The organism is Pseudomonas alcaligenes (assembly GCF_014490745.1).
In the GTDB taxonomy this organism is placed as follows: domain Bacteria; phylum Pseudomonadota; class Gammaproteobacteria; order Pseudomonadales; family Pseudomonadaceae; genus Aquipseudomonas; species Aquipseudomonas alcaligenes_C.
Map to the genome: position 1 here is coordinate 4,015,464 of NZ_LZEU01000001.1, position 18,398 is coordinate 4,033,861.

At 66.5% G+C, this 18,398-nt stretch carries 16 protein-coding genes; 8 read left to right on the forward strand and 8 right to left on the reverse strand.

All coding sequences use genetic code 11. The features are described from left to right. Positions 1–32 precede the first annotated feature (32 nt). The 3 genes from A9179_RS18360 to A9179_RS18370 form a co-directional block, all read right to left on the reverse strand. Positions 33–974, reverse strand: coding sequence for an AEC family transporter (locus tag A9179_RS18360; protein ID WP_187807650.1), 942 nt, complete (start codon positions 972–974; stop codon positions 33–35). A 152-nt stretch (positions 975–1,126) separates the two neighbouring features. Next, a complete protein-coding gene (locus A9179_RS18365; RefSeq protein WP_187807651.1) occupies positions 1,127–1,687 on the reverse strand; it encodes a response regulator transcription factor in 561 nt (186 codons plus the stop codon). Continuing rightward, on the reverse strand, positions 1,680–2,957 hold the full coding sequence (locus A9179_RS18370; protein WP_187807652.1) for an ATP-binding protein: 1,278 nt from the start codon (positions 2,955–2,957) through the stop codon (positions 1,680–1,682). The genes A9179_RS18365 and A9179_RS18370 overlap by 8 nt, the downstream gene beginning before the upstream one ends. Positions 2,958–3,128: 171 nt before the next feature. Between A9179_RS18370 and A9179_RS18375 the strand changes: the two genes are divergently transcribed. The 7 genes from A9179_RS18375 to A9179_RS18405 all read left to right on the forward strand — a co-directional run bounded on the left by A9179_RS18375 (position 3,129) and on the right by A9179_RS18405 (position 11,246). Further along, a complete protein-coding gene (locus tag A9179_RS18375; RefSeq protein WP_187807653.1) occupies positions 3,129–3,839 on the forward strand; it encodes an SIMPL domain-containing protein in 711 nt (236 codons plus the stop codon). 210 nt (positions 3,840–4,049) lie between these two features. Further along, complete coding sequence (locus A9179_RS18380; protein WP_187807654.1) at positions 4,050–5,651, forward strand: ABC transporter substrate-binding protein; 1,602 nt, start codon at positions 4,050–4,052, stop codon at positions 5,649–5,651. Positions 5,652–5,697: 46 nt separating this feature from the next. Next, positions 5,698–7,281, forward strand: coding sequence for an ABC transporter substrate-binding protein (locus A9179_RS18385; protein ID WP_187807655.1), 1,584 nt, complete (start codon positions 5,698–5,700; stop codon positions 7,279–7,281). Positions 7,282–7,355: 74 nt separating this feature from the next. Then, positions 7,356–8,366, forward strand: coding sequence for an ABC transporter permease subunit (locus A9179_RS18390; RefSeq protein ID WP_187807656.1), 1,011 nt, complete (start codon positions 7,356–7,358; stop codon positions 8,364–8,366). A 12-nt stretch (positions 8,367–8,378) separates the two neighbouring features. Continuing rightward, the gene (locus tag A9179_RS18395; protein WP_187807657.1) at positions 8,379–9,290 is read left to right on the forward strand and encodes an ABC transporter permease subunit; all 912 of its coding nucleotides are present in this window, start codon (positions 8,379–8,381) and stop codon (positions 9,288–9,290) included. A 10-nt stretch (positions 9,291–9,300) separates the two neighbouring features. After that, positions 9,301–10,275, forward strand: a complete 975-nt coding sequence (locus A9179_RS18400; protein ID WP_187807658.1) for an ABC transporter ATP-binding protein — start codon at positions 9,301–9,303, stop codon at positions 10,273–10,275. Further along, positions 10,275–11,246, forward strand: a complete 972-nt coding sequence (locus A9179_RS18405) for a peptide ABC transporter ATP-binding protein (protein WP_187807659.1) — start codon at positions 10,275–10,277, stop codon at positions 11,244–11,246. The genes A9179_RS18400 and A9179_RS18405 overlap by 1 nt, the downstream gene beginning before the upstream one ends. 33 nt (positions 11,247–11,279) lie before the next feature. Here A9179_RS18405 and A9179_RS18410 read toward each other — a convergent pair whose 3' ends face one another. The 5 genes from A9179_RS18410 to A9179_RS18430 form a co-directional block, all read right to left on the reverse strand. Beyond that, positions 11,280–12,422, reverse strand: coding sequence for an ABC transporter substrate-binding protein (locus A9179_RS18410; RefSeq protein WP_187807660.1), 1,143 nt, complete (start codon positions 12,420–12,422; stop codon positions 11,280–11,282). Positions 12,423–12,555: 133 nt separating this feature from the next. After that, positions 12,556–13,476, reverse strand: coding sequence for a 5-oxoprolinase subunit C family protein (locus A9179_RS18415; protein ID WP_187807661.1), 921 nt, complete (start codon positions 13,474–13,476; stop codon positions 12,556–12,558). Next, a complete protein-coding gene (pxpB, locus tag A9179_RS18420; RefSeq protein WP_187807662.1) occupies positions 13,473–14,150 on the reverse strand; it encodes a 5-oxoprolinase subunit PxpB in 678 nt (225 codons plus the stop codon). Before pxpB ends, A9179_RS18415 begins: the two co-directional genes overlap by 4 nt. After that, entirely contained in the window at positions 14,147–14,890 is a 744-nt protein-coding gene (locus A9179_RS18425; protein WP_187807663.1) for a 5-oxoprolinase subunit PxpA, read from the reverse strand. Before A9179_RS18425 ends, pxpB begins: the two co-directional genes overlap by 4 nt. Positions 14,891–15,004: 114 nt before the next feature. Beyond that, positions 15,005–16,168 carry a type III PLP-dependent enzyme gene (locus A9179_RS18430; RefSeq protein ID WP_187807664.1) on the reverse strand — a complete coding sequence of 388 codons (1,164 nt, stop codon included), beginning with the start codon at positions 16,166–16,168 and terminating at the stop codon, positions 15,005–15,007. A 610-nt stretch (positions 16,169–16,778) separates the two neighbouring features. Here A9179_RS18430 and A9179_RS18435 point away from each other — a divergent pair. Beyond that, positions 16,779–18,362, forward strand: a complete 1,584-nt coding sequence (locus A9179_RS18435; protein WP_187807665.1) for a peptide chain release factor 3 — start codon at positions 16,779–16,781, stop codon at positions 18,360–18,362. The last annotated feature ends 36 nt before the right edge of the window (positions 18,363–18,398 follow it).

The following is an 18,398-nucleotide window of genomic DNA, read 5'->3' on the forward strand; positions in this document are numbered from 1 at the left end:
CTTACCGAGCGCAGGCACTTATCGTCCAGAACCTAGATCCAGCCGCCAGACTGCAGCACCAACAGACCGATATTGGTGCTGACTACCGCGATCAGCGTGGTGATGACGATGATCGCTGCCGCCAGTTCGTGGTTGCCACCGGCCGCCTTGGCCATGACGAAGCTGGCCGCCGCCGTGGGGCTGGCGAAGTAGAGAAAGAGGATGCCCAGCTCGGCATTGCGGAAACCGCAGAAGAACGCGCCGAGGGTGGCCAGCAGCGGCAGCCAGAGCATCTTCATCAGGCTGGCGCTGACCGCCAGACCACTGCTGGCGCGCAGCGAGGCCAGCGACAGGGTGCCGCCGATGCAGATCAGCGCCAGCGGCAGGGTCAGCTGGGCCAGGTACTCGCCGGACGTGGTCAGCCAGGCCGGCAGCGTGACCTTCCAGTAGGCAAAGGGGATGGCGCTGAGCACGCCGAGGATCAGCGGGTTGCGCAGGATGCTCTTGGCGATGCCCCAGACACTGGCCTTGCTCGCCGGGTTGTAGACCTCCAGCACTATCACCGACAGGGTGTTGTAGCTGAGGATCACCACCCCGCCGAGAATGCCGCCCAGCGACAGGCCGTAGTCGCCGTACAGGCTGGTAGCCAGGGCCAGGCCGATGATGCCGTTGTTGCCGCGAAACGCGCCCTGCACGTAGATGCCGCGTTCGGCATAGGGCACCCGCAGCAGCGCCCAGCCCCAGGCCAGCAGGTAGCCGAGCACGGTGGCGAGGAGGAAGTAGCCGAGTACCGCCGGCTGCAGCGCGGTATTCAGGTCGGCATGCAGGATGGCCAGAAACAGCATGACCGGCATGCTCACGTTGAACACCAGGGCCGAGGCAGTGTGGATGAAGTGGACGTCGATCAGCCGCAGGCGCTTGAGCGCCACGCCGAGGAACAGCATGGAAAACACCGGCGCGGTGATGCCGATGGTTTGCTGGAAGACGGCGAGCATGGGGAACCCCGAACCTGACTACTTGGTTAGGGGGCTAATGATACCAGCGCCGAACGCCACGAAGCTTTCGCCAGGCTTTCAGCTGGTCATAAAAATCGCAGGCAATACTGCGTAGGGCGGGTGAAACCCGCGGGTTTCACCCGCCCTACGCTTCAGCGACGTACCGGACGCTTCTGCAATTTGCGCTGCAGGGTGCGCCGGTGCATGCCGAGGGCACGCGCGGTGGCGGAGATATTGCCCTCGTGCTCGGCCAGCACGCGCTGGATGTGCTCCCACTGCAGGCGATCCACCGACATCGGGTTTTCCGGTACCAGGGTTTCCAGGTCGGCATGCTGCGACAGCAGCGCTGTAAGCACGTCGTCGGCGTCGGCCGGCTTGCACAGGTAGTTGGTGGCGCCGCGCTTGATCGCCTCCACGGCGGTGGCGATGCTGGAATAGCCGGTGAGGATCACCACGCGCATCTCCGGGTCCAGCTCGAGCAGCTTGGGCAGCAGCACCAGGCCGGAGTCGCCCTCCATCTTCAGGTCGACCACGGCGTAGTCCGGCAGGTCTTCCTTGGCCAGGGCCAGGCCCTCGTCGGCCGAGTTGGCCACGCTCACGCGCAGGCCACGGCGATCCATGGCCCGCGCCATCACGCGGGTGAAGGTGGCGTCGTCGTCCACCAGCAACAGGTGCGGCTGGTCTTCGCCGTCGATGGGCAGCTCTTCACTCATGGTCTTCTCCTGGGGCCAGTCTGGGCAGGCGCAGCTCGGTGAGCGTGCCGCCCTCTTCGTGGTTGTACAGTTTCACCGAACCGCCGGCCCGCGTCACGCTGGCCTGGCTGAGGAACAGGCCGAGGCCGAAGCCCTTGCCCTTGGTGGTGAAGAAGGGTTTGCCGATCTGCTCGGCGATGGCCAGCGGCACGCCGGCGCCGTGGTCGCGGATGCTCAGGTTGATCCACTGCTGATCCCAGTCCAGACGGATGTCGAGCTTTTCCGGGCAGGCATCGGCAGCGTTGTTCAGCAGGTTGAGCAGGGCCTGGCTGAGGTCGGCCGGCGGCGACAGGCGCGGCACGGCGCCGTAGCCCAGGCACTGGAAGCGGTAGGTGGCTTCCGGGCGCATCAGGTGCCAGCGGTTGAGGGTGGCCTCGAGCCACTGCACGGCGGTCTGCTCGAACACCGCCTGGCGGCGATCCGCCTCGGCGGCGCGCACCAGGTGCTGCAGGGTTTCCTTGCACAGCATCACCTGCTCCTGCAGCAGCGCCAGGTCGTCCTGCAGGGCCGGCTTGTCGCGGTATTCCTGGCGCAGCTCCTTGAGCAGCACGCTGATGGTCGCCAGCGGCGTGCCCAGCTCGTGGGCGGCGCCGGCGGCCTGGGTGGCCACGGCCAGCAGCTGCTGGTCGCGCATGCCTTCTTCGCGGCGCAGCGCCTGCAGCTCGTCCTGGCTGCGCAGGGCACCAGCCATCTTGACCACGAAGAAGGTGATGAAGGCCGCCGACAGGGCGAAGTTCATCCACATGCCGAACAGGTGCAGGCTGATCAGCATCGCCTCGTGCTGCACGTTGTTCAGGTGCATCGGGTGATACCAGATCAGCAGCGCCGTGTAGCCGGTCAGCGCCAGGCCGGCAAGGAACATCGAATAGAACCAGGGCAGGGTCGCCGCGGCGATGGTCAGCGGCACCAGGTAATAGGAAACGAAGGGGTTGGTCGAGCCGCCGGAGAAGTACAGCAGCAGGCTGTGGATCACCAGGTCACAGGCCAGCTGCACCGTGTACTCAAGCTCGGTCACCGGCCACGGCCCGCGCAGGCGCAGGGCGGTGAGCAGGCAGACGCCGAGGGAAACGCCGAGGGTGATGCTCAGCGCCAGCCAGGGCAGGGGCAGGATGTCGGTCAGGTAGGCGATGCCCACCGAGCCGGCCTGGGCGGCCAGCACCAGCAGGCGGATCAGGGTCAGGCGCCAGAGATTCTGGCGACTGGCGGAGAACAGTTGGACACGCGCGTACATGATGGCTCCGGTGGACTGCGCCGAGTATAACCATGCAGCTCCGGGTGCCGCTTCACTGCGGCAACTCGCCGCAGCTTTGTGACGCCATGTTGGAATGCGGAACCGGCGTTAACCCGGATAGTCACACAGATCCGTCTACCCTCAGGACAGTTTTCCCACAGGAGTTCCCCGATGCAGCCATTCAACCGCCTCGCCGCCACCCTCGCCCTCAGCCTCGGCGCCCTCGCCAGCCTGCCGGCCCTGGCCGACGAGCCGCGCTACAACCAGGTGTCCCTGCGCGCCGAAGTGAGCCAGGAAGTGGCCCACGACCGCATGTTCGTGACCCTCTACCGCGAGGCCCAGGACAAGGATCCGGCGCGCCTTGCCGCCGGCATCACCAAGACCCTCAACCAGGCCATCGAGCAGGCGCGCCAGGTCAAGGGCGTCAAGGTCAGCCTGGGCAGTCGCAACAGCTACCCGGTGTATGAAGACGAAGGCAAGAAGATCAGCGCCTGGCGCGAGCGCGCCGAAGTGCGCCTGGAAAGCGCCGACTTCGCCAGCCTGGCGCAGCTCTCCGCCGACCTGCTGGGCGAGCTGCAGATGGCCGAGATGAACTTCGCCGTGGCCGAGACCACCCGCCAGCAGAGCGAGGATGCGCTGATCAAGGACGCCGTGGCCGCCTTCAAGGCCCGCGCCCAGCTGGCCACCGAGGCCGTCGGCGGCAAGGGTTACAAGCTGGTCAGCCTGAACCTGAGCAGCGGCGGCTTCCAGCCGGTGATGCCGATGCGCGCCATGGCCATGGACAGCGGTTTCAGCAAGAGCGCCCCGGCGCCGCAGATCGAAGCCGGCAGCAGCCGGGTCAGCCTGGCCGCCGATGGCGTGATCGAAGTGCAGATGCCCTGATCCGGAGCAGGGTGCCGGCATCCACTGCTGGCACCCTGCCTTCTCTGCAGCGCAAAGTTGCAGATATGCGACAAGCCCTTACAACTTCCCCGCAGCTTCTACACTGAGTGACGCATAGCGCTTGTACGCGGCATATGCCGTGCATAGTTTCTCGCAAGGTGCCCACAAAGCACCCCTCAAGATCAAAACCAAAATAAACATGAGGTCAACATGCGTAAAAACGCCGTCATCCAGGCTTTACTCGCTGCTGGGCTGATCGCCAGCGCCCCACTCGCCAGCGCCGCCAGCAACCTGGTGTTCTGCTCCGAGGGCAGCCCTGCCGGTTTCGACCCCGGCCAGTACACCACCGGCACCGACTTCGACGCGGTGGCGGAAACCATGTTCAACCGCCTGACCCAGTTCGAGCGTGGCGGCACCGCCGTGGAGCCGGGTCTGGCCACCAGCTGGGACGTATCGCCTGACGGCCTGACCTACACCTTCCACCTGCGCCCGGGCGTGAAGTTCCACACCACCGAGTACTTCAAGCCGAGCCGCGAATTCAACGCCGACGACGTGCTGTTCACCTTCCAGCGCATGCTCGACAAGGATCACCCGTTCCGCAAGGCCTACCAGGCCGAGTTCCCCTACTTCACCGACATGGGCATGGACGCCAATATCGCCAAGGTCGAGAAGCTCGACGACCTGACCGTCAAGTTCACCCTGAACGGCGTGGATGCGGCCTTTATCCAGAACCTGGCCATGAGCTTCGCCTCGATCCAGTCCGCCGAGTACGCCGACCAGCTGCTCAAGGCCGGCAAGGCCGCCGACATCAACCAGAAACCGGTCGGCACCGGCCCGTTCGTGTTCAAGCGCTACCAGAAGGACGCGCAGATCCGCTTCAGCGGCAACAAGGAATACTGGAAGCCGGCGGACGTGAAGATCGACAACCTGATCTTCTCGATCAACACCGACGCCTCCGTGCGCATGCAGAAGCTCAAGGCCGGCGAATGCCAGATCACCCTGCTGCCGCGCCCAGCCGACCTGGAAGGGCTGAAGAAAGATCCCAACCTGAACATGCCGTCGCAGCCGGGCTTCAACCTCGGCTACATCGCCTACAACGTCACCCACAAGCCGTTCGACAAGCTCGAAGTGCGTGAAGCGCTGGACATGGCGGTGAACAAGAAGGCGATCATCGACGCCGTCTACCAGGGCGCCGGCCAGCTGGCCGTCAACGGCATGCCGCCGACCCAGTGGTCGTACGACGAGACCATCAAGGGCACCGAGTACAACCCGGAGAAAGCCAAGGAACTGCTCAAGGCCGCCGGCATTGCCGAAGGCACCGAGATCACCCTGTGGGCCATGCCGGTGCAGCGCCCGTACAACCCCAACGCCAAGCTGATGGCCGAGATGCTGCAGAGCGACTGGGCCAAGATCGGCATCAAGGCCAAGATCGTCACCTACGAGTGGGGCGAGTACATCAAACGCGCCAAGGGCGGCGAGCATGACGCCATGCTGATCGGCTGGAGCGGCGACAATGGTGACCCGGACAACTGGCTGGGCACCCTGTACGGCTGCGACGCGGTCGACGGCAACAACTTCTCCAAGTGGTGCGACGCCTCCTACGACAAGCTGATCAAGGAAGCCAAGGCCACCTCCGACGTGGCCAAGCGCACCGAGCTGTACAAGCAGGCTCAGCACATCCTCAAGGCCCAGGTGCCGATCACCCCGATCGCCCACTCCACCGTGTACCAGCCGATGCGCAAGAACGTGCAGGACTTCAAGATCAGCCCGTTCGCGCTCAACGCCTTCTACGGCGTGAGCGTCGGCAAGTAAGCCAGCCGGCGGGGCCGCAAGGCCCCGCCCCTGTCTCCCGCTCGCAATGCGCCGCTGCCTGCTGTTTCTGGCTCTGTACCTTCCGCTGTCCCTTCTCGCCCAGCCACTGGTGGTCTGCACGGAAGCCAGCCCGGAAGGGTTCGACATCGTCCAGTACACTGCTGCCACCACCGCCGACGCCTCGGCGGAGACGCTGTTCGAGCGCCTGGTGCAGTTCGCCCCCGGCAGCACCCGAATCATCCCGGCCCTGGCCGAACGCTGGATCATCAGCGATGACGGCCTGAGCTACACCTTCTTCCTGCGTCAGGGCGTGCAGTTCCATGCCACGCCCTGGTTCACCCCCAGCCGCGAGTTCAATGCCGACGACGTGCTGTGGAGTTTCCAGCGCCAGCGCGACCCGGCCCATGCCTGGCACCAGCTGGCGCCACGCGGCTACCCGTATTTTGAAGCCATGGGCTTCGCCAGCCTGATCGACAAGCTGGAGAAGCTCGACGACTACAGCGTGCGCTTCACCCTGAAACACCCCGAGGCGCCCTTCCTCGCCGACCTGGCCATGGGCTTCGCCTCGATCTATTCCGCCGAGTACGCCGACCAGCTGCTCCAGGCCGGCACCCCGGACAAACTCAACAGCCATCCGGTGGGCACCGGGCCGTTCATCTTCGAGCGCTACAGCAAGGACACCCAGGTGCGCTTTCGCGCCAACCCGCATTACTGGGCCGGCCCGCCAGCGAGCGAGCAACTGCTGCTGGCCATAACCCCCGATCCCAATGTGCGGGTGCAGCAGCTCAAGGCCGGCGAGTGCCAGATCGCGGTCTACCCGCGCCCCACCGACGTGCCGGGCCTGCGCCAGGCTGGCAACCTGCAGGTGCTTGAGCTGGATTCGCTGATCACCGCCTACGTCGCCCTCAATACCCGGCACAAGCCGCTGGACGACGTGCGCGTGCGCCAGGCCATCAACCTGGCCTTCGACCGCCCCGCCTACCTGCGCGCGCAGTTCGGCGAGGGCGGCGCCAGCAGCGCGATCAACCCTTACCCGGCCACCCTGCTCGGCTACAACGACCAGATCAAGGCCTGGCCCCACGACCTGCCGCGGGCACGCCGGCTGCTGGCCGAGGCTGGCCTGAAGAACGGCTTCAAGCTGTCGATCTGGACGCGTCCCGGCGGCGGCCCGACCAATCCCAACCCGGGCATTGGCGCGCAGATGCTGCAGGCGGATCTCGCCGCCATCGGCATCCAGGCCGATATCCGCGTGTTCGAGTGGGGCGAGCTGATCAAACGTGCCAAGAACGGCGAGCACGACGTGGTGTTCATGGGCTGGGTCGGCGACAACGGCGACCCGGACAACTTCCTCACCCCCAACCTGTCCTGCGCCGCCGCCGAATCCGGCGAGAACCAGGCCGGCTGGTGCAACCGCGAGTTCGACGGGCTGATCGGCGAGGCCCGCCGGGTCAGCGACCCGGCCCGGCGCGCCGAGCTGTACCGCCAGGCCCTGGCGATCTTCCACGAGCAGGCGCCGTGGATCGCCCTGGCCCACCCCAAGCAGTTCACCGTACTCGCCAAGGATGTCGAGGGTTTCACCCTGAGCCCGCTGGGCTCGAACAACTTCGCCCATACCCGGCGAAAGCAGTAGCGGGCCCGCGGGCCTGATAACAGACGAGTCCCACGAAGGCTCGCCAACCTGATGATGCGGAGTACCACAACGCAATGCTGTCCTTCATAGCCAGACGTCTGGGGTTGTTGATCCCCACCTTCTTCGGCGTCACCTTGCTGACCTTCGCGCTGATTCGCCTGATTCCCGGCGACCCGGTGGAAGTGATGATGGGTGAGCGCCGCGTCGACCCCGAGATGCACGCCGCCGCCATGCACCGCCTGGGCCTGGACAAGCCCCTGCCGGCGCAGTACCTGGACTACATCGGCAAGCTGGCGCAGGGCGACCTGGGCGAGTCGCTGCGCACCCGCGAAGGGGTGTGGAACGAGTTCCTCACCCTGTTCCCGGCGACCCTGGAGCTGTCCCTGGCCGCTCTGCTGTTCGCCGGCACGCTCGGCCTGGTGGCCGGGGTGATCGCCGCACTCAAGCGCGGCTCGCTGTTCGACCACGGGGTGATGGGCATTTCCCTGGCCGGCTACTCGATGCCGATCTTCTGGTGGGGCCTGCTGCTGATCATGTTCTTCTCGGTTTACCTCGGCTGGACGCCGGTCTCCGGGCGCATCGACCTGCTCTACGACATCGAGCCGAAGACCGGCTTCATGCTCATCGACACCCTGTTCAGCGAGGACGAAGGCGCCTTCGTCGATGCCCTCAAGCACCTGATCCTGCCGGCCATCGTGCTCGGCACCATCCCGCTGGCGGTGATCGCGCGGATGACCCGCTCGGCCATGCTCGAAGTGCTGCGCGAGGACTATATCCGCACCGCCCGCGCCAAGGGCCTGTCGCCGGCGCGCGTGGTGTTCGTCCACGGCCTGCGCAATGCACTGATCCCGGTGCTCACCGTGTTCGGCCTGCAGGTCGGCACCCTGCTGGCCGGCGCCGTGCTGACCGAGACCATCTTCTCCTGGCCGGGCATCGGCAAGTGGCTGATCGAGGCCATCGGCGCCCGCGACTACCCGGTGGTGCAGAACGGCATCCTGCTGATAGCCTGCCTGGTGATCCTGGTCAACTTCGTCGTGGACATCCTCTACGGCCTGGTCAACCCCCGCATCCGTCATCAGCGCTAAGGAGGCCCGGACATGACTCAAGCCAACACAATGCCCGCCGCCGATCAGGCGCCGTTCTACCCCTCGCCGCTCAAGGAATTCTGGCAGGCCTTCGCCCACAACAAGGGCGCCGTCGGCGGCCTGCTGTTCATGCTGGTCATCGTGTTCTGCGCGCTGTTCGCCCCCTGGGTAGCGCCGCATGATCCCAGCGAGCAGTTCCGCGACTTCCTGCTCACCCCGCCCTCCTGGCTGGAAGGCGGACAGATGCGCTTCCTGCTCGGCACCGACGAACTGGGCCGCGACCTGCTCTCACGGCTGATCCACGGCTCGCGCCTGTCGCTGCTGATCGGCCTGGCCTCGGTGCTGATGTCGCTGATCCCGGGCATCCTCATGGGCCTGGTCGCCGGCTTCTTCCCGCGCCTGCTCGGCCCCTCGATCATGCGCCTGATGGACGTGATGCTGGCCCTGCCCTCGCTGCTGCTGGCGGTGGCCATCGTCGCCATCCTCGGCCCCGGGCTGATCAACACGGTGATCGCCATCGCCGTGGTGTCGCTGCCGTCCTACGTGCGCCTGACCCGCGCCGCGGTGATGGGCGAACTGGGCCGCGACTACGTCACCGCCGCGCGCCTGGCCGGTGCCGGCACCCTGCGCCTGATGTTCGTCAGCGTGCTGCCCAACTGCATGGCACCGCTGATCGTGCAGGCCACCCTGAGCTTCTCCTCGGCCATTCTCGACGCCGCCGCGCTGGGCTTCCTCGGCCTCGGCGTACAGCCGCCCACCCCCGAGTGGGGCACCATGCTGGCCTCCGCGCGCGACTACATCGAGCGCGCCTGGTGGGTGGTCTCGCTGCCCGGCCTGACCATTCTGCTCAGCGTGCTGGCAATCAACCTGATGGGCGACGGGTTGCGCGATGCGCTCGACCCGAAACTGAAGAATGCGCAGTAAGGAGCCCAGCATGAGTCTGCTGAATATCAAGAATCTCAGCGTGCGCTTCGGCGACGCCAACGCCATACCGGTGGTCGACGGTCTCGACCTCTCCGTGGACAAGGGCGAAGTGCTGGCCATCGTCGGCGAGTCCGGCTCCGGCAAGTCGGTGACCATGATGGCCCTGATGGGCCTGATCGACGCCCCCGGCATCGTCAGCGCCGACAGCCTGACCTTCGACGGCCACGACATGCTCAAGCTCAAGGGCAAGCAGCGCCGGACTGTCGTCGGCAAGGATCTGGCGATGGTCTTCCAGGATCCGATGACCGCTCTCAACCCCAGCTACACGGTCGGTTTCCAGATCGAGGAAGTGCTGCGCCAGCACCTTGGCCTCAAGGGCAAGGCCGCCCGCGCCCGCGCCCTGCAGCTGCTGGAACGGGTCGAGATTCCCGGTGCCGCCAGCCGCCTCGACGCCTACCCGCACCAGCTCTCCGGCGGCATGAGCCAGCGCGTGGCGATTGCCATGGCGATCGCCGCCGAACCCAAGCTGCTGATCGCCGACGAACCGACCACCGCGCTCGACGTGACCATCCAGGCACAGATCATGGATCTGCTCCTCGACCTGCAGCGCGACGAGGGCATGGGCCTGGTGCTGATCACCCACGACCTCGCCGTGGTCGCCGAGACCGCCAACCGGGTGTGCGTGATGTATGCCGGCCAGGCCGTGGAAATCGGCGGCGTGCCGGCGCTGTTCGATGCGCCGACTCACCCCTATACCGAGGCGCTGCTCAAGGCGATTCCCGAGCACAGCAAGGGCGCCACGCGCCTGGCCACCCTGCCCGGCATAGTCCCCGGGCGCTACGACCGCCCCGTCGGCTGCCTGCTGTCGCCGCGCTGTCCCTACGCCCAGCCGCACTGCAGCGCGCAGCGCCCGGCGCTGGAGCCCCATGCGCGCGGTGCGGTGCGCTGCTTCTACCCCCTCAACCTGACTGCGGAGGTGGCCTGATGAGTGCTGTCCTGACTGCCCGTGACCTCACCCGCCACTACGAGATCTCCCGCGGCCTGTTCCAGCCCAGCGCCCTGGTGCGCGCGCTCAACGGCGTGTCCTTCAGCCTGGAAGCCGGCAAGACCCTGGCGGTGGTCGGCGAGTCCGGCTGCGGCAAGTCGACCCTGGCCCGTGCCCTGACCCTGATCGAAGATCCCTCTTCCGGCAGCCTGCAGATCGCCGGGCAGGAAGTCGCCGGCGCCGACAAGGCCCAGCGCAAGCAGCTGCGCCGCGATGTGCAGATGGTGTTCCAGAACCCCTACGCCTCGCTCAACCCGCGGCAGAAGATCGGCGACCAGCTGGCCGAGCCGCTGCTGATCAACACCAGCCTGTCGCGCAGCGAACGCCGCGAGCGGGTGCAGGCGATGATGCAGCAGGTCGGCCTGCGCCCCGAGCACTACCAGCGCTACCCGCACATGTTTTCCGGCGGCCAGCGCCAGCGCATCGCCCTGGCCCGGGCGATGATGCTCAATCCCAAGGTACTGGTGGCGGACGAGCCGACTTCGGCGCTCGACGTGTCGATTCAGGCCCAGGTGCTCAACCTGTTCATGGACATGCAGGAGCAGTACAACACCGGCTACGTGTTCATCTCGCACAACCTGGCGGTGGTGCAGCACGTGGCCGACGACGTGCTGGTGATGTACCTCGGCCGCCCGGCCGAGATGGGCCCGGCCGAGCTGATCTACGAGCGCCCGCTGCATCCCTACACCCGCGCCCTGCTCTCGGCCACGCCGGCCATCCACCCGGATCCGGCCAAGCCGAAGATCAAGATCGCCGGCGAACTGCCCAACCCGCTCGACCCGCCCAGCGGCTGCGCCTTCCACAAGCGCTGCCCGTACGCCACGGAGCGTTGTCAGCAGGAAGTGCCGGAGCTGCGTCTGCTCGATGCGCGCCAGGTGGCCTGCCACCACGCGGAAACCATCAACGCCTGAATGTACAAGGGCGCCATCTTGGCGCCCTTGTCGTTACTGCATGCGGCTGACCGGTTGCGCCCGGCCATCCTGCACGCGGGTCAGGAACACCTCGTCCGACCCCTGGTGATCGGTCGGCGAGAACGCCACCGGAAAGCCGCCCGGATCGATCTTGAGCTTCTCCAGCACCCGGATCAGCCCCTCGCGGCTTGGCTGCGGGCCGGCCTGCTGCAGGGCCTGGGCGAAGACCGCCGCGCCCACATAGCCCTCCAGCGAGGTGTAGCCGATGCCGGCGCTGCCCATGTCGCTGCGGTAGTGCGCCACCAGCGGGCGCGAGGCATCGTAGGGTGACGGCATCACCTGGGTGATGTAGACGCCGTTGCCGTCCGCCCCGGCGGCCGCGACGAAGTCTTCGGTGCCGATGAAGGACACCGTGACGAAGCGCGTCTTCAGCCCGGCCGCCCTGGCCTGCTTGATGGTCGCCGCCAGCTGGCGGTAGGTACCGACGAAGAACACCGCCTCCGGCTGCTGCAGCTTGAGCGCATCCACCGCGGCCGCCACCGCCAGCGAGTTGCGCTGGATGCGCACCTCGCCGTGGATCTGCAGGCCGCGCTGGGCCAGGGCGCCGGCCAGGCCGCTCTTCACGGCCTCGCCGAAGGAGTCGTCCTGCATCAGCAGGGCGATGCGCTGCAGGTGCAGGTCGTCATACAGGCGCGCGACCATTTCCTCGGTCTCGTCGAGGTAGGAGGCGCGTACGTTGAATACCCAGCGGTGCACCGGGGTGCGCAGCACGGTGGCGCCGGTGAAGGGGAACAGGTAGGGCACCTGGGCACGCAGCACCAGCGGCAGGGCCGCGCGCGAAGTGGGCGTGCCGACATAGCCGAACAGGGCGAACACGTTGCCCGACTCGATCAGTGTCTGGGTTGCCGCCGCGCTGCGCTCCGGCTCGTAGCCGTCGTCCAGGCTGATCAGGCTGATGCGTCGGCCATGCACCCCACCGCTGGCGTTGAGGCGGGCGAAGTAGGCCTCGGCTCCGGCCTTCATGCCCCGGCCCAGGCCGGCGGCGGGGCCGCTCTGGGCGTTGACCATGCCGATGCGGATTTCTGCCGGACTCACCCCGGGTTCGCCACGGGCGGCCACGACGGGCAACAGTAGAACAGTGATGACAGCCAGTAAGGGCAGCAGCTGTCGAGGCATGTGAAGCTCCTGTGCAAATGCGTATGGACTATCGCGTTCTGGGGCACGCCAGGCTGTCCATTCCTTTTCTGCAAGCGTGCAGGGGGCGGCAGGCGCTATCAAGGCTTTTCTGCGGGCACTGGACGGCTGGCACTCAACCCCGGAAGAAGCGGTAGAACGCGCGCAGCTCCGCCTGCGCATCGCTGACACTGACCTGGGTGAAGCGTAGGCGCTGCTGCGCCGGGCACTGGGCCAGGCGCCACTGGTCGAGCGGATGCAGCCAGCCGAGCAGCGGGTAGCCACCCATGGTCTGGCGGTCGGCCTGCAGGATGATCGGTTGGCCGTCCGGCGGCACCTGGATGGCGCCGCGCGCCATGCCCAGCGACCACTGCCGCGTCGGCGCCTGCAGCGCCTCGCCCTGCAGGCGCGCGCCCATGCGATCCGACTGCGGGCTGAGCTGCCAGACCTGTTCGAAGAACGCCGCCAGCTGCTCCGGGGCGAACTCCACGGCATCGCCGCCGGTGATCACCCGCAGCAGCGGCACACCCTGGTAATCCGCCTGGAACGGCCAAGGCACGCTGGCGCCACGGGGGAAGGTCGCTGCCGCGCAGTTCAGCAGATCGCCGGCGGCCAGCGCATGGCCATCCCCGGCGAGACCACCCAGCCCTTCGCGCACCTGGGTGCTGCAGCTGCCCAGCAGCGGTGCCGCACGAAAGCCGCCGGGCGCCGCCAGGTAGGCGCGCTGGCCGCTGCGGGCAAAGCCCAGGCGCAGGCGCTGGCCGGCGCGTATGGCAAAGCGCGACCAGCCCAGTAGCGCCTGGCCGTCGAGGCTAGCCGGCAGCGCCGCGCCGGTCAGCGCCAGCCAGGTGTCGCCGCGGCACTCCAGCTCCACCCCGCCGAGGGCGATTTCCAGCAGCGGCGTGCCCCAGGGGTTGTCCAGCAGGCGATTGGCCCAGGCCGCCGCATGGCCGTCGAGCACTCCACCAGGCGACACGCCGAGGTGCTGCCAGCCGTGCCGGCCGCCATCCTGCAGCAGGCTCAGCGGCCCGGCCTTGTGCACCAGCAGGCTGCTCACTCGCGCCCACCCTCTGCGCGGTAGACCGCCGCATCGATCGGCAGGAAGCGCACCCGGTCGCCGATGGCCAGCGGACAGGGCGGGCTGCGCCGCACATCAAACAGCGGCCAGGGGCACAGGCCAAGCAGATGCCAGCCGCCTGGCGAGGCCTGCGGGTAGATGGCGGTCTGCCGCTCGGCAATGGCCAGGCTGCCGGCCGGCACCAGGGTACGCGGAGTGGCGCGCCGCGGCAGGGCCAGGCGCTCATGCAGCTCGCCAAGGTAGGCGAACCCCGGCGCGAAGCCGATGGCGCCGACGCGGTATTCGGTGGCGCTGTGCAGTTCGATCACCTGGGCAATGGACAGCTTGCAGGCCTGCGCCACCTCGGCCAGATCGGCGCCGGCGTACCACACAGGAATCTCGTGCAGGCGCCCGCCAGCAGCGGCCAGCGGCTCGGCCAGCCAGGCCTCGAGCAGGGGTGTCAGGCGTGCAGCCAGCTGCAGGTGGTCGGTGCGCAGCAGGTCGTAGTGCAGCAGCAGGCTGGTCCAGCCCGGCACCAGGTCGGTCAGCAGATCGCCCAGCTCGGCGCGGATGCGCTCGGCCAGGGCCGCCATGCGCAGCGCCAGGGTGGCGTCGGGCGCCTCGGCCAGCACCAGCAGCAGTGCCTCGGCGCCGGCCGGCTCGAGACGGATCACAGGGTGTCCAGCTGCGCTCGCAGGCGCCGCAGTACGGCCAGCGACTCGGCGTTGTCGCCGTGCACGCAGAGGCTGTCGGCCTGGAGTTGCAGCGGCTTGCCGTCGATATCGGCGAACGGCTCGCCGCGGGCGATGGCCAGCGCCTGGGCGAGAATCCGCTCGGCATCCTGATGCACCGCGCCGGCCAGGCGCCGCGGCGCCAGCTGGCCGTCGGCCAGGTAGGCACGGTCGGCAAAAGCCTCGAACAGCAGCGGCACGTCCGCCGTATCGGCCAGTTCCAGCTCGCGGCGGTTGTCGGCCAGGGCCAGCACCATCAGCGGCAGGCCCTTGCGGTACAGGGCGCAGGCTTCGAGCACGGCGGCGAACAGGGCATCGTCGCGCACCAGGTCGTTGTACAGCGCACCGTGCGGCTTGACGTAGGCCAGCTGGGTACCGGCGGCGCGGCAGCAGGCATCCAGTGCGCCGAGCTGGTACAGCACCAGGGCAGTGACTTCTTCCGCGGTGCAGCTCAGATGGCGGCGACCGAAGCCCTGCAGGTCGGGATAGGACGGATGGGCGCCGATGCTGACATCGTGGCGCACCGCCAAGGCCACGCTGCGCCGCATGATCAGCGGGTCGCCGGCGTGGAAGCCGCAGGCCAGGTTGGCCTGGTCGATCAGCGGCATGGCGTGCTCGTCGTCGCCCATGCGCCAGGCGCCGTAGCTTTCGCCCATGTCACAGTTCAGCAGTATTCGGGACATCTGCGCTCCTCCTGGAAGTCGCGCGTTATCGCGTAAATCGCCGGGCCGTGCAACTGAGCCTAGCCCAGCAACGAAAAGGCCCGCACGAGGCGGGCCTTGGCTTACCACACAGACTTACAGGTAGAAGGCCTTCAGCGGCGGGAAGCCGTTGAATTCCACCGCGCTGTAGCTGGTGGTGTAGGCGCCGGTGGACAGCCAGTACAGGCGGTCCTCGGCGGCCAGGTTGAGCGGCAGGCCGTACTTGTAGTTCTCGTACATGATGTCGGCGCTGTCGCAGGTCGGGCCGGCGATCACCACTTCCTCGGCCTCGCCCTTCTTCTCGGTCCAGATCGGGAACTTGATGGCCTCATCCATGGTTTCGATCAGGCCGCTGAACTTGCCCACGTCGGTGTAGACCCAGCGCTCCACGGCGGTTCGCGACTTGCGCGCCACCAGCACCACCTCGCTGACCAGAATGCCGGCGTTGGCGATCAGCGAGCGGCCCGGCTCGAGGATGATTTCCGGCAGGTCGTCGCCGAAGTCTTCCTTGAGGAAGCGGGTGATTTCCTCGGCGTAGGTTTCCAGGTCATTGGTGCGCTGGATGTAGTTGGCCGGGAAACCGCCACCCATGTTGATCATCTGCAGGGTGATGCCGTCTTCTTCCTTGAGGCGCTCGAAGATCACCTTGACCTTGGCGATGGCGGCGTCCCACACGTCGATGTCGCGCTGCTGCGAGCCGACGTGGAAGGAGATGCCGTATGGCACCAGCCCCAGCTGCTTGGCCAGGATCAGCAGATCCAGGGCCATGTCCGGGTTGCAGCCAAACTTGCGGCTTAGCGGCCAGTCGGCACTGGTCGAGCCCTCGGTGAGGATGCGCACATAGACCTTGGCGCCCGGGGCAGCCTTGGCAATGTTGCGCAGGTCGGCTTCCGAGTCGGTGGCGAACAGGCGCACGCCCTTGTCGAAGAAGTAGCGGATGTCGCGGGCTTTCTTGATGGTGTTGCCGTAGCTGATGCGCTCGGCGGCCACGCCGGTCTTCATCACCTTGTCCAGCTCGTAGATGGAGGCGATGTCGAAGTTGGATCCCTTGTCGCGCAGCAGCTCGGTGATCTCGCTGGCCGGGTTGGCCTTCACTGCGTAGTAGATCTTGGCGAAGGGGAAGCAGTTGACCAGCTGATCGTAGGAATTGGCGATGGTCTGCTTGTCGATCACCACGAAGGGGGTTTCCTGCTGATCGGCAAACGCCTTCATGCGCTTGAAAGTTTCGGGTGCGAAATAGTCTTCGACCTTGATCGACATGCTCGGGACTCCAAATGGCAAAACACGTTATAGAAAAGAGGGAGTGGCTCTGCTTGAGAGCCGCGAACGCCTGATCAGTTTCCCCACTTTGGTTCGCCTACTTCCCAAGGCATGTCGCCGATGATTCTCCGGTACCCGGAAAACCTCTCGTCGTCAGTACTTGAGCCGGATGGATCGTTGCCAGCATGAGCGTTCGGGCGCGAACTTTAGGACCATGAGCCCATGAGATCAATCAAAAATTGCCGCTGTTTTGCACCCAGTTGTCGCCTGTCTGATTGATTGTTTTTAATCCTTAACAAAGCGTCCGGAATGCTGCACAAAACCGGCCTGCAGGCCGCATTTTCCGGGTAGTGCCGCCATCCGCAGGCACACTCAGCATCCAGCTCTTTTTTGACAGACAGAAGACGGCTTGCCGGGTTCCGGCGAACCGTCCGCCCCAGGCGGATTAAATGAGGCCTTTCCCCTGGCTACTCCCGCTCGGCCCGGGCATATCGGCATGGCCGCACCGGTGTCGGACTACCGGGCCTGATCGCGCCGGCGTTTCCCGTTATAATCCCGCGCTTTTCGGGCTATTCACGGCCCGCAACCGTTTCCAGCCAGGCACGCATCCATGACCACCCAGGCCATCGAAGTCGGCAAACGCCGCACGTTCGCGATCATTTCCCACCCCGACGCCGGTAAGACCACCATTACCGAGAAGCTGCTGCTGATGGGTAAGGCGATCTCCGTGGCCGGTACGGTGAAGTCGCGCAAGTCCGATCGCCATGCGACCTCCGACTGGATGGAAATGGAGAAGCAGCGCGGCATCTCCATCACCACCTCGGTGATGCAGTTCCCCTACCGCGAGCACATGATCAACCTGCTCGACACCCCCGGCCACGAAGACTTCTCGGAAGACACCTACCGCACCCTGACCGCGGTGGACAGTGCGCTGATGGTGCTCGACGGCGGTAAGGGCGTGGAGCCACGCACCATCGCCCTGATGGACGTGTGCCGCCTGCGCGACACGCCCATCGTCAGCTTTATCAACAAGCTCGACCGCGATATTCGCGACCCGATCGAACTGCTCGACGAGATCGAAGCGGTACTGAAGATCAAGGCCGCGCCGGTCACCTGGCCGATCGGTTGCTACAAGGACTTCAAGGGCGTCTACCACCTGGCCGGCGACTACATCATCGTCTACACCCCGGGTCACGGCCACGAGCGCACCGAGGCCAAGATCATCGAGAAACTCGACTCGGACGAGGCCCGCGCGCACCTGGGCGACGAGTACGAGCGCTTCATCGAGCAGCTGGAGCTGGTACAGGGTGCCTGCCACGAGTTCAACCAGGACGAGTTCATGAGCGGCCAGCTGACCCCGGTGTTCTTCGGCACCGCGCTGGGCAACTTCGGTGTCGACCATGTACTCGACGCGGTGGTCGACTGGGCACCCAAGCCGCTGGCCCGGGTGGCCAACGAGCGCACCGTGGAGCCGGTGGAAGAGAAGTTCAGCGGCTTCGTGTTCAAGATCCAGGCGAACATGGATCCGAAACACCGCGACCGCATCGCCTTCATGCGTATCTGCTCCGGCAAGTACAGCCAGGGCATGAAGATGCGCCACGTGCGTATCGGCAAGGACGTGCGCATCGGCGACGCCCTGACCTTCTTCTCCAGCGAGCGCGAGCAGCTGGAAGAGGCCTACGCCGGCGACATCATCGGCCTGCACAACCACGGCACCATCCAGATCGGCGACACCTTCACCGAAGGCGAGGCGCTGGGCTTCACCGGTATCCCGCACTTCGCCCCGGAACTGTTCCGCCGCGTACGCCTGAAAGACCCGCTGAAATCCAAGCAGCTGCGCCAGGGCCTGCAGGAACTGGCCGAGGAAGGCGCCACCCAGGTGTTCTTCCCCGAGCGCAACAACGACATCATCCTCGGCGCCGTCGGCGTGCTGCAGTTCGATGTGGTCGCTAGCCGCCTGAAGGAGGAATACAAGGTCGAGTGCGCCTACGAGGCGATTACCGTCTGGTCGGCGCGCTGGATCGAGTGCGGCGACGAGAAGAAGCTCAAGGAGTTCAAGGACAAGGCCTTCGAGAACCTGGCCGTGGACGGCGGCGGCCACCTCACCTACCTGGCCCCGACCCGGGTCAACCTGAGCCTGATGGAAGAGCGCTGGCCGGAAGTGAAATTCCGCGCCACCCGCGAGCACCACTAAGCCGCCCAAGACGCGCTGCAGCCCTGCCTATCCGGA

Bases quoted from the DNA above. Each gene is read 5' to 3' on its own strand.
- A9179_RS18360 (WP_187807650.1), bottom strand. From the start codon at position 974: ATGCTCGCCGTCTTCCAGCAAACCATCGGCATCACCGCGCCGGTGTTT.
- A9179_RS18365 (WP_187807651.1), bottom strand. From the start codon at position 1,687: ATGAGTGAAGAGCTGCCCATCGACGGCGAAGACCAGCCGCACCTGTTG.
- A9179_RS18370 (WP_187807652.1), bottom strand. From the start codon at position 2,957: ATGTACGCGCGTGTCCAACTGTTCTCCGCCAGTCGCCAGAATCTCTGG.
- A9179_RS18375 (WP_187807653.1), top strand. From the start codon at position 3,129: ATGCAGCCATTCAACCGCCTCGCCGCCACCCTCGCCCTCAGCCTCGGC.
- A9179_RS18380 (WP_187807654.1), top strand. From the start codon at position 4,050: ATGCGTAAAAACGCCGTCATCCAGGCTTTACTCGCTGCTGGGCTGATC.
- A9179_RS18385 (WP_187807655.1), top strand. From the start codon at position 5,698: ATGCGCCGCTGCCTGCTGTTTCTGGCTCTGTACCTTCCGCTGTCCCTT.
- A9179_RS18390 (WP_187807656.1), top strand. From the start codon at position 7,356: ATGCTGTCCTTCATAGCCAGACGTCTGGGGTTGTTGATCCCCACCTTC.
- A9179_RS18395 (WP_187807657.1), top strand. From the start codon at position 8,379: ATGACTCAAGCCAACACAATGCCCGCCGCCGATCAGGCGCCGTTCTAC.
- A9179_RS18400 (WP_187807658.1), top strand. From the start codon at position 9,301: ATGAGTCTGCTGAATATCAAGAATCTCAGCGTGCGCTTCGGCGACGCC.
- A9179_RS18405 (WP_187807659.1), top strand. From the start codon at position 10,275: ATGAGTGCTGTCCTGACTGCCCGTGACCTCACCCGCCACTACGAGATC.
- A9179_RS18410 (WP_187807660.1), bottom strand. From the start codon at position 12,422: ATGCCTCGACAGCTGCTGCCCTTACTGGCTGTCATCACTGTTCTACTG.
- A9179_RS18425 (WP_187807663.1), bottom strand. From the start codon at position 14,890: ATGTCCCGAATACTGCTGAACTGTGACATGGGCGAAAGCTACGGCGCC.
- A9179_RS18430 (WP_187807664.1), bottom strand. From the start codon at position 16,168: ATGTCGATCAAGGTCGAAGACTATTTCGCACCCGAAACTTTCAAGCGC.
- A9179_RS18435 (WP_187807665.1), top strand. From the start codon at position 16,779: ATGACCACCCAGGCCATCGAAGTCGGCAAACGCCGCACGTTCGCGATC.